8 protein-coding genes are annotated in these 10,615 nt (G+C 61.7%); 7 read left to right on the forward strand and 1 reads right to left on the reverse strand.

The window, feature by feature from the left end; translation table 11 throughout:
* Nucleotides 1-42: 42 nt before the first annotated feature.
* The 6 genes from denD to VGL01_RS23965 all read left to right on the forward strand — a co-directional run bounded on the left by denD (nucleotide 43) and on the right by VGL01_RS23965 (nucleotide 7,342).
* Entirely contained in the window at nucleotides 43-1,020 is a 978-nt protein-coding gene (denD, locus tag VGL01_RS23940; protein WP_331573817.1) for a D-erythronate dehydrogenase, read from the forward strand.
* A 178-nt stretch (nucleotides 1,021-1,198) separates the two neighbouring features.
* Nucleotides 1,199-1,567: a response regulator gene (locus tag VGL01_RS23945; RefSeq protein WP_331573819.1), complete on the forward strand. Its 369-nt coding sequence runs from the start codon at nucleotides 1,199-1,201 to the stop codon at nucleotides 1,565-1,567.
* On the forward strand, nucleotides 1,560-2,192 hold the full coding sequence (locus tag VGL01_RS23950; RefSeq protein ID WP_331573821.1) for a chemotaxis protein CheC: 633 nt from the start codon (nucleotides 1,560-1,562) through the stop codon (nucleotides 2,190-2,192). The genes VGL01_RS23945 and VGL01_RS23950 overlap by 8 nt, the downstream gene beginning before the upstream one ends.
* A 26-nt stretch (nucleotides 2,193-2,218) precedes the next feature.
* Nucleotides 2,219-3,169, forward strand: coding sequence for a diguanylate cyclase (locus tag VGL01_RS23955; protein WP_331573823.1), 951 nt, complete (start codon nucleotides 2,219-2,221; stop codon nucleotides 3,167-3,169).
* 219 nt (nucleotides 3,170-3,388) lie between these two features.
* Nucleotides 3,389-4,813 (forward strand): hypothetical protein, encoded by a 1,425-nt coding sequence (locus VGL01_RS23960; RefSeq protein ID WP_331573825.1) that lies wholly within the window; start codon nucleotides 3,389-3,391, stop codon nucleotides 4,811-4,813.
* Nucleotides 4,814-4,978: 165 nt separating this feature from the next.
* On the forward strand, nucleotides 4,979-7,342 hold the full coding sequence (locus tag VGL01_RS23965) for a PAS domain-containing sensor histidine kinase (RefSeq protein WP_331573826.1): 2,364 nt from the start codon (nucleotides 4,979-4,981) through the stop codon (nucleotides 7,340-7,342).
* Between the two features lie 123 nt (nucleotides 7,343-7,465).
* Here the strand turns inward: VGL01_RS23965 and VGL01_RS23970 are convergent, their stop codons facing one another.
* Complete coding sequence (locus tag VGL01_RS23970; RefSeq protein WP_331573827.1) at nucleotides 7,466-8,263, reverse strand: helix-turn-helix transcriptional regulator; 798 nt, start codon at nucleotides 8,261-8,263, stop codon at nucleotides 7,466-7,468.
* 173 nt (nucleotides 8,264-8,436) lie between these two features.
* Here VGL01_RS23970 and VGL01_RS23975 point away from each other — a divergent pair, with 173 nt between their 5' ends.
* Nucleotides 8,437-9,684, forward strand: coding sequence for an EamA family transporter (locus VGL01_RS23975; RefSeq protein WP_331573828.1), 1,248 nt, complete (start codon nucleotides 8,437-8,439; stop codon nucleotides 9,682-9,684).
* Nucleotides 9,685-10,615: the final 931 nt, after the last annotated feature.

The raw sequence follows: 10,615 nt of genomic DNA on the forward strand, positions 1-10,615 counted from the left end.
GATGCCGGACGAACTGAAACAGGACGACGAGGAATATTCCAGATGAAGGTACTGATCACCGGAGGTGCGGGCTTTCTCGGTCAACGGCTCGCGCGCAGGCTCCTCGATGAGGGCGCGTTGCCCGGTTGCGAGGGCCGCACCCAACCCATCGACGAATTGACGTTGCTCGATGTCGTCCCCGCTCCGAGCGCGGGCGATACGCGCGTGCGCAGCGTAGTCGGCGATATTGCCGAGCGGCGCGTGCTGGAAGACGCAATCGAACCGGACACTTGCGCGATTTTTCATCTGGCGGCGATCGTGAGCGGTCAGGCGGAAGCGGATTTCGATCTCGGCATGCGAATCAACCTCGACGCGTCGCGCCAATTGCTCGAGGTATGCCGCGCACGGGGACATCGTCCGCGCGTCGTGTTCACGAGCTCGGTGGCAGTCTACGGTGGAGCGCTGCCGGAAATCGTGCGCGACGACACCGCGCTCGATCCGCGCTCTTCATACGGGATGCAAAAGGCGGTCGCCGAGCTGCTGCTCGCCGATTACACCCGCCGCGGCTTCGTCGACGGCCGGGTGCTGCGTTTGCCGACCGTCAGCGTGCGGCCGGGGCGGCCCAATGCCGCGGCGTCCTCGTTTGCGAGCGGTATCGTGCGCGAGCCGTTGGCCGGCGAGACCGCCGTGTTGCCGGTCGACCCGGCGACGCGCTTGTGGCTGCTTTCGCCGCGCGCCGCGATCGAGGCCCTGGTGCACGGTTATGCGCTCGATCCGTCGCTGCTTGGAGAAAGGCCGATCGTCAACTTGCCGGGCTTGTCCGTCAGCGCCGCGCAGATGATCGAAGCGTTGCGCGAGGTGGCAGGCGACGCCGCTGCCGCGCGCGTCGTTTATCGGCGTGACGAACGTATCGAGCGCATCGTCGGCAGTTGGCCTGGACGGTGGGATACGACGCGTGCGGAATCGCTTGGGTTTATCGGGGACCGCGACTTCGTCGATGTGATCCGGGCGTACCTCGCGGATGACGCGCCACGCGCCTAGCACCCGAAACGCCAGCCCCATTTGATTTAAATCAATTAAAAACGGGGTGCGTTTCAAACGGTTGAATGATAATGTCCGCAATCGTTTGCGGATTATTCTATTACCCTCGGGTTATGGAGCACTTCAGAAAGTAATTTACCCCGCCGTTATTGCCTTCAGTTACAAAGGAATGACGGCCATGGGATTGCCTGTACTCGTGGTGGACGACTCGACGCTCGCCCGCCGCTTGCTGATCAACGCGTTACCGGACGCCTGGGATATCGATGTGTCTCAGGCGTCGAACGGCTCCGACGCCATCGCGGCATACCGCGAAGGGCGCGCTTCGATCATGTTTCTGGATCTGACGATGCCGGGCATGACGGGTTTCGATGTCCTCGAAACGGTGCGTGCGGAAGGACTCGACAGCTTCGTCATCGTCGTGTCCGCCGATATCCAGCCCGAAGCGCGAGTACGTGTGAAGGCACTGGGTGCCGTCGCCTTCGTCGAAAAACCCATTTCTAGCGAAAAGCTGTTGCCCATCCTGAAAGAGTATGGACTCTATGAGTGACGCGATCTTGAGCGGCGACCGGCGCGACGCGCTTCAGGAAATCGCCAACATCGGGATGGGGCAGGCCGGGGCGAGACTGGCTGCATTGCTGGGCCGGTTCATTCATCTTTCCGTGCCGCGCATCCGCATGGTTGACACCGTTTCGCTGCCGTCCGCCGTGCGTGACATGCTCGACTTCACCGAGCCTGTCACGGCGCTGCGCCAAAGCTTTCGCTGCGACATAGCCGGCGAAGCCATATCGCTGTTCGATAGCCGAGGCGCGGCGCACATGAAGTTCGTCTTCCGTGCCGACGAGTCTGAACTCGCGTCGCCCGAGGAGGCCGACGAGCAAGATATCGAAGCGTTGTCCGACGTCGCCAATCTCATCACAGGGGCCTGCCTGACGGGCCTGTTCGAGCAGATCGGGCAGGTACCGACATTCACGCCGCCGCGCGTGATGGGCGCGCATCTCGATCTCGAAGACATCCTCAACCCGTCGAAACTGCCATGGGACAGGGCGTTGCTGCTCGAGGTGACCTTGCAGACGGAAGATGGCGTGTTCGGATCGCACCTGTTGACGCTGATGACGGCGAAGGCGGTCGAGGCGCTGGTCACCGCGCTCGACGGATTCCTCGCCAATCTCTGACGACGTCTTCGAGGCAGAGGCAGTCAATGGAAATGCCCGATACCGCCCGGCTTGCCGAGCTTGCGCTCGAGCGGGTTCAGCTGGGGATTTTCGCCGTCGATCGCGACTATCGCATCGTGATGTGGAATCGCTTCATGTCCGAGCATAGCGGCGTTTGCGCCGAGGCCGCGCGCGGACGCAGCATCTTCGAATGCTTTCCCGATCTGCCGCATGCCTGGCTCAAGCGCAAGTTCGATACCGTGTTCCTGCTGCACAGCGGCTCGTTCTCGTCGTGGCAACACAGGCCGTGGCTGCTGCCGTTCGAACACGATTGCCCGATCACCGGATCGTTCGACCGCATGCAGCAGGATTGCGCGTTCATGCCGCTCATGGAAGACGGCCAGGTCGTGGCTGTCTGCGTGACGATTGCCGATGTTACGGAGCTTGCCGCCGCCTGGCGAGAAAAAGAGGCGGCGCTCGAAGCGCTGCGCGATTCGTCCGAGCGCGATGCGCTTACGGGCCTGTTCAATCGGCGTTACATCATACGGCGCCTCGAAGGCGAGTATCGCGCCTGGCAGGCGAGCGGCGAGGTGTTTTCCGTGCTGCTGTTCGACATCGATCACTTCAAACACGTCAACGATACGTACGGCCATCCGGCCGGCGACGCCGTATTGCGGCGGATCGCCGCGACCGTCGCGGACGAGATCGGTGACACGGGCGTGCTCGCGCGCTACGGCGGCGAGGAGTTCATGGTGATCCTTCCGCATTGCGATCCGGCCGGCTCGCGAGCGGCCGGCGAGCGCATTCGTCAAGCGATTGCCGGCGATGGCATCGTGCTGCCGGATGTGCGGCTGAGTGTGACCGTCAGCGTCGGCTGCGCGACGGTGCGCGAGGGTGCGGCGAGCGTCGAGCTGCTCGTCGAAGAGGCCGATCACGCGCTCTACGCTGCCAAGCGCGGCGGGCGCAATCGCGTCGCCATGGCCGTCGCGCATGCGTGACGCAGCCGCAGCCGCTGCCACTGCCACAGCTCGAAACCTCCCGACGCGGCCGGTTGTCGATAAGCGCTGCGGCGTTCGAACCATCGGCCGCGGCTAGTCCACTTTTCGTATTGCCTCTCGCTGCTTCGCCTCTCGACGCAAACGTGCGGCGGCGTTCTCATAGCATCGATTTCCCTTCGTCACGGGTATCTCTGTCACATGGATTCTTCGATACGGGGCTTGGGAGGCACTCCGGATAACAACGTCAATCGGCCTGCCGACGATGCGGCCTCGAAAGAGGTCGTCAAACCGGGATCGCCGGCCGTGCGACCGGCTGCGCTGAGCGAGCTTCCGCATTTCCGGGGTACGAGCCAAGGCGCGTTGGCGAGGCGTGCCGAGCTTACAGGACCGGTACGCATCGATCTTTTCCCTGCGAGTGGGGGCCGCCCGCCGCTGCCTGCCGCCTATGCTTCGAAGATTTCGCTCTCCAGGGCACCGCTGGAATCCACTGGCCGCAAGACGACCGACGACGCGCATTGGGCAACGGGATTTGCTGCCCGGGCACCGGAATGCGCAGCGTCGTTCAGGAGCGAAGTGGGGTACGAAGGCCCCGGTTTTCAACACGACGCGCAACACTGTGCGGGGGTTGGCCGGGCGGCCGGCGCAAATTTCCTCGCTTATTGCGCCGCGCTCGGCGAACCCTTTCCCGGGCGACTGGCGAGCCTGGGCCTCGACTTCTATGAGGCGGTGGGCTATCGCCACGATTGGAACGTGGGCAGCGACCGCAAACCTCCGTTCGTACCGCACACCTTGCAACGCTACGGACATGCGGCGCGCAATGCGCATTTCGACCCGTTCGAGCTTCGGGTGGCGAAGATATTTACGGCCGGGACAGCTCATCACGCGTCGGAGCGCGAGCGGGCCAAGTGGTACGAGATGCTCGGCGATGCCGTGAAAGCGGGGGACGTGAGCCGCGAGGAGGCAGCCGCCATGGTCATGCAGTGTCAGATGTTTGCCGTCGTCGATCAGAACGAAATTGTTTGTACCGCCCGCTCGTTTCACGAAAGCTATGTCCGTCGCTCGCTATTGGTCGGCGAGTGGGGCGAACGTGACGATGAACCGTTAGCCAAGATCGAGCCGGCGACCTCCGCGCAGATGTGCAGCCTCGAGTATTACGATGACATTGGGTCGGCTGCTTGGCATAAACGATTTTGGGACGAGGGGATTCAGTACCTGTTACGCGAAGACCTGGTCGATCGGCCGACGTTGGCGAGGTTCAAACTGCCCGATGTTCAAACGATACGCGATCGCATCCCGACCGAAGGTCCCGGCTATCGGGCGATCTACGCCGGGAGCATCGCGGTAGTCGAGGCGTTCGACGCTGACCGAACCCTGACGCACGGACAATTGATCGAGATCGGCACGCGGGCGACCGATGCGGACTTGATCGGCCGCGGGACCGAGCGGCTCGCGCGGATGTCTGCCGAGGATCCGCGGCGGGACGAATTGGCGCTGCTGCTCGAAGCAATGAAATGCGTTGACGCCAATCCGCTTTCGCCCGGGCGTTTGCATATGCAGGTATCGATGGCGGACATGCTCGGCGACGAAGCGATCATGACGGTTGAGTATGCCCCCCAGGTCACGCGAGGGGGCGGGCCGTTTTAACGACGCGTGTACACTCCGCTATGACGACGATCGGCGCAAAGTACAAGCGGGCCGTAGGCGGGACGCAGGGGCGCTTGGCCCGGTGCTCGGGAAGTCTCACTCGAGCCAGTCTTGCCTCCCCAATGCCTGCGTTAGCGATCCGTCGGGACGCGGAGAAAGTGACGCATGAGTCGAACCCCCACCCATTCGCCCGTTTCGAACCTGCTCGAGGAATTGAAACGAAATAATGCCGCCCTGCAGGAGCGGGCCGATCGTCTCGAACGTCAGCTGACGCGTCTCGATGGGCTCTTGCAATTGAAGGCGCGGGAGCAGACGCAATCGCTGCTCTCGACCCAGGTCGAACTCGATGCGCAATTTGGCCGGCTCGCCGAGTGCAGCCCGGACGTCATCTGCCGTTACGATCTCCAGTGCCGTCTCGTCTACGCGAACTCGGCTTTGCAGGCCACGCTTGGCCACCCGCTGGAGATGCTGCTCGGAAAAACGCCGAGCGAGCATCATCCGGGCGAAACGCTCGCGGTGCTTCATCAACGGCTCGCCGAGGTGATTGCATCGGGCTCGCCGCAGGAACTGGGGATGTCGTTGGCGGATCCGAGCGGGACCGTCCGCCATCACCATGTCCGCATCGTTCCCGAGCGCGGGCCCGCGAAAGAGGTCATTGGCGCGCTGGCGCTCGGGCGCGACATTACCGAATGGCGCAATGCCGAAGAAAGACTGCATGCGAGCGAACAGGCGTTTCGCGCCGTCGTCGAACATTCGCCCGACTATATCGCCCGCTACGATCGCGCCTTGCGCCGCACCTATGTCAACCCGGCGTTGCTCAACTTTGCCCCGAACGTGATCGGTCGATCTCCCGCGGAACTGTCGCCCATCGTCGATACCGGCCGATATATGGCGCAGCTCAGATACGTTCTCGAAACGGGAAACGAGATCACCGACGAAATGCGGTTTCGCGACGGTTCCGGCGCGCTACGCTGGGGGCATATGCGCATGGTGCCGGAGCTGGCGCCTGACGGGACGGTGGCAAGCGTTCTTGCCATCTGCCGCGATATCGACGAGCTCAAACGCAACGAACAACTGTTTCGCACGCTGACCGAAAATCTGCCCGATTTCATTGCGCGCTTCGATAGCGCCGGGCAAGTGATCTACGCCAATCCGGCCGTCTCCGCCGCATTCGGGAGTGCGCGGCGGGCAGCGGCCGGTGGGCGTCCGTTCGAGTTCGCCGCGAACGACGACGCGGACTTGAAGCAGCGCCATATTGCCGCGGTCCACCACGCTTTCATCAGCAAAGAGCCCAACGAGGCCGAAGTCCAATGGGCGACGCCCCAAGGCGAGCGCATCTTCGAGGTGCGCTACATTCCCGAGAAAAGCGCCGGAGGAGAGGTCATCAGTGTGCTGGGTCTCGCACGGGACATTACACGTTTGCGCCTCATGGAGCGGGCGCTGCGAGACAGCGAACGCGCATTTCGGACACTCGCCGAAAATGCGCCCGACCCGATCGCCCGGTATGACCGGAACTGCCGGCGCACGTATGTCAACCCCGAGTTCGAGCGCGCGAGCGGCATCAGAGCCGCCGAGCTGATCGGCGGCAGCGCCGGGAGCTTGCCGCGCGCGCCGCGCGGCGCCGCGCGCGAGTTCAAGGCGAGGTTGAAGCAGATCATGGTGAGCGGCCGGCCCGCGAAGTTCGAGCTTTCGGGCGATCACGATGACCGACATGAGTGCTGGTACGTGCACGCGGTGCCTGAGTACGATACCGCGGGTGCGGTCCAGGGCGTGCTGACGATTTGGCGAGACATTACGGAGCGCAAGGACGCCGAGCATCGTGTGCACGAGTCCTATGAATTGTTGCGCGAGCTGACCTCCAAGCGCGAAACGGCGGTCGAGGAGGAGCGCAAGCGCATCGCGCGCGAGATGCATGACGAACTGGGGCAGCATTTGACGGCGCTTCGCATGGGCGCATCGACGCTTCGACTGCGCTTCGGCACCGATAACCCCGAGCTCGCCGAGCATGTTCGAAAGCTCGTGACGCTGACGGATCAGACGATGCGGGTGGTTCGCGACGTGGTGTCGTCGTTGCGGCCGGCGGTGCTCGATGCGGGTATCGCAGCGGCGCTCGAATGGCTCGTTGCGGAGTTTGGGCACAACGAACCGCCGTCGTGCAGGCTCCAGATGCCGGAAGAGGTGCCGCCGCTGGCCGAGGATCACGCCGTTGCCTTGTTTCGCATCGCCCAGGAAGCGTTGACGAACGTTCGCCGGCACGCACGCGCGCAACATGTCGTCGTCACGCTCGAGCATGACGCAAGCTCGTGCAGGTTGCGCGTCTGCGATGACGGCCGCGGCTTCGATCCGGTGGCGATCCGCAAACGGTCTTTCGGATTGGCGGGGATGAGGGAGCGCGTGTCGATGCTGGGTGGGACGCTCGCTATCGTCAGTGCGCCGGGGGAAGGGACGGCGATCGAGGCGATGGTGCCGCTCCAACCGCACTCGAGCGGACGAGTGGTGGTACCGCATAGTGCCAATGCGGAGCGGTGAGGGGCGATTATCATTTCGACACCCATTTACACCCATTTCTGCCGAGGCTGAGGTCGGCTGGAAATGGGTCTAAATAGAATGGGTGCAGTATTGGTTCATGTTGACCCGGGATCGCGATTGCGTTCAACGAGCCGTTACCGCAAGTGCTCGATATCGAGAACAGTAACGAACGGGTGGCTCCCCGAGAAGCTGTTTGAACGCGGCGGAAAAAGCACTGGTACTGCTATATCCCAGATCGACCGACACATCTTTCACGCTCGCCCCCTGACTCAGTCGAGACAGGGCTTCGAGCACGCAGACGTGCTGCCTCCACGCCACAAAGCTAAGACCCGTCGCTTCGCGGAATTGCCGCGTGAACGTGCGCCGGCTGACATTCGCCAGCCTTGCCATTTCGTCGATCGATATCGTCTGTGTTGGCGCGTCGAGCATATGCCGACACGCACGCGACAACCGCGGATCCTGGGGTAACGGCACGCTGAACGGAAGCCGCGGCATCTCGCTCATCTCGTCGAGTAGCACCGCTTCCAGTCGCGCGCGTTTCGCACCCGCATCTACCGGCAGTTCCAACATCGCGTCGAGCAGATGCCGCAGTAACGCAGAAACGCCGAAAACCTGGCAATGAGATGGCAAAGCCGCAAGCTGAGCCGCCCTCGGCCCAATGAATGTATTGAACATGGTGACGGGGCCGTGCATATGCATTTCGTGACCGACGCTCGCGGGCACCCAGATCGCGCGCTGCGTAGGTACGATCCAGTTCCCCTCATCGGTAAACATCGAAATGCCGCCCGTCGCTGCGTAGGCGAATTGTCCTTCCTCATGACTGTGGCGAGCGAACACCTCGCCTGCCTTAAAGGTTCGAGTCGTCACTGCGACATCAGTCGCATGGGGACCATCGTTCGAATCGAATCTCTCTATTTTCATTGGATCAATCGGTGCTTCGCGCCCGGCCGTTGGCGCGCTTCGCGATGAGATGCCGCTGGCCCAATTTTATAATAAGAAAGCCTGATTTCGCAACTGAACATGCTCGATTGCACGGTAGTATCGCTATTCCAAAAAATGCGATGGTTTAATTGACAGGTCAATCCTTTCTTAAGGTGTCTCGACAGAACAACGTTTTAATGGTTGGGTTAAACCGCCCCAAAAAGCGAAACGCGATGCCGAAGTCGATGATGTTCGAGCTTCGCGAAATATTTTCAAATATCCCCGATGATGTTGGCGCAGCTGTACTTTACAGCACCAGCGAGCATTTCTGCTCCGGGCTCGACCTCACACAGGTGAAAGATCAATCCGTTATTAATTGCTGCAAAAGCGCTTCGCGCTTCGCTAGCGAGACGCGGGCGCCTTCCTGCAACCGCAGCGGTGTGCAGGAAGGCGCAACGCTGCGCGGCGGGAGCGACCTCATCGCGCCCGCCAATCGAATTTCTTGCACTGGAGCCATCATGGAAAAAAAGCACCTTGCCCTGGCGTTGCTCGTCACCTTCGTATGGGGCATCAACTTCCCTATTACCAAGCTAGGTCTGGATTCGATGGATCCGTTCGTTCTCACGGGAATCAGATTCGTGCTCGCGGCTATACCACTGGTTTTTTTCGTACGCCGGCCTTCCGTTAATTTCGGCTACGTCGCAGCCTACGGATTGATATTCGGCATCGGCATGTGGGGTGCGATTAACTACGGTATTGCCGCGGGCGTGGCACCGGGAATCGCATCCCTAATCATTCAACTGAGTGCCTTTTTCACGATGTTCTGGGGTGCTCTGCTGTTTCGCGAACGCATGCGCCCGGCGCAATGGATCGGTGCCGCTGTCGTGCTGATCGGCTTGGCTGGCATCTTCCTGGCGCAGCAAGGCGCGCATCAGGTGTTCGGCATTGCGCTGATCGTACTCAGTGCGGTGGCATGGAGTATCGGCAACGTCATCATCAAGAAATCCGGCGTGAAGGAGATTTTCTCGTTCATGGTCTGGGCCAGTCTCTTTCCTCCCATCCCGATGTTGGTCGGTGCGTGGCTAGTCGAGGGCGGACAACCGTTCGTGACGACCTGGCACAACGCGGGCAGCGTTGCCGTGTTTTCGCTCGTGTTCCAGGTTTATCTCGCGACGCATTTTTCGTATTGGGGATGGAACTCGCTGATGAAGTTGTATCCCGTGTCGACGGTCGCGCCGCTCTCCCTGATGATTCCGGTGTTCGGGATCGTGACCTCGATCGCCCTCATCGGTGAACGTGTTCAGCCGGTGGAAATGGTGTCGATCGTGGTGATCATCGTGGGCCTCGCGATCGGAATTCTCCGCCGGGGGAGCGCCGGGGGTGTCGCGCGGACGGTTCCCCTCAGCGCGTCCAAGATCTGACGCGGTATCGCGGATAGAGCAGTCTGGATCGTTCAAATCAATGGTTGCAGCAAGCTAGCCTGCGAGACATTGACGCTGGCGCTTTGAGCAAGCCCATTCTGTTAATCCTTTCGGGACGGCGGTGCGAGCCGCCCTTGGTGCTCCGATACAGCGGGACGCATTCCCCGAGCGGCTTGGCGCCCGCGGCCTCCCGAAGCTTGCGGCCGGCCTCAGCTTCAGCCTCGGCCGCAGCGATCTCCTCGGCTGTCGACGGCTTCGGCGAGCGCGGCGGGCAGAACTAGACGGAAAGGGTAGACGCTGTACGGCGAGCGATGCAGATGGGAGGGTAGGCGGACACACGGCATGGGTTCGAACTCCAGGTGTGTCGTTTTCTGGAGTTGTTGCCCGGGTGCCAAAAATGAGAAAAGCCTCGCAGATCGATGATCTACAAGGCTTTTCGAGATTTGGTGGCGAATCAGGGATTCGCGACGGATTCCCCGAAAGCCTTATCCAGCCTCGTATTCCGGCTGCTACACCCTTTCAAGATAGCAGGCCCGGGTAGCAGTTCAAGTGCGAAATTTCAACGGCCGTTACGTGAGCAAGTGCGTTCTGCTGGAACTGGCCGTCGTCTCGCCGCACCCCAAGCCAAGCGTGAAGGGAGGTTTTCCGACGGCGCTTGCGCGTGCAAGGCGCAGCGTGATTTAATTACGCGCGGCCCCGCTTCTGGTCGTGTGCGCCGGTAGCACAACTCTTGGAGAAGAAGCTTCGCGTTTTGCCACACATCACTTGGTTTGTTCCCTTGTGAGGCTTGGAGCCGGCACAAGCCTTTCGTTGCGCTTACGCGCAGGAGCGAGCCATGTCAGCAGCCGTCCAGTTTGCACCCGTCTTCGTCCCTTCGAATATCGCTCACGCCAAGCGTAAGGCCAAGCAGCTCCGTCGGGCATTTCCCAGT

The organism is Trinickia sp., assembly GCF_036503415.1.
Lineage (GTDB): Bacteria > Pseudomonadota > Gammaproteobacteria > Burkholderiales > Burkholderiaceae > Trinickia.

What these genes read in the sequence shown, in the direction of transcription:
- denD (WP_331573817.1), top strand. Translation starts at nt 43, where the DNA reads ATGAAGGTACTGATCACCGGAGGTGCGGGCTTTCTCGGTCAACGGCTC.
- VGL01_RS23945 (WP_331573819.1), top strand. Translation starts at nt 1,199, where the DNA reads ATGGGATTGCCTGTACTCGTGGTGGACGACTCGACGCTCGCCCGCCGC.
- VGL01_RS23950 (WP_331573821.1), top strand. Translation starts at nt 1,560, where the DNA reads ATGAGTGACGCGATCTTGAGCGGCGACCGGCGCGACGCGCTTCAGGAA.
- VGL01_RS23955 (WP_331573823.1), top strand. Translation starts at nt 2,219, where the DNA reads ATGGAAATGCCCGATACCGCCCGGCTTGCCGAGCTTGCGCTCGAGCGG.
- VGL01_RS23965 (WP_331573826.1), top strand. Translation starts at nt 4,979, where the DNA reads ATGAGTCGAACCCCCACCCATTCGCCCGTTTCGAACCTGCTCGAGGAA.
- VGL01_RS23970 (WP_331573827.1), bottom strand. Translation starts at nt 8,263, where the DNA reads ATGAAAATAGAGAGATTCGATTCGAACGATGGTCCCCATGCGACTGAT.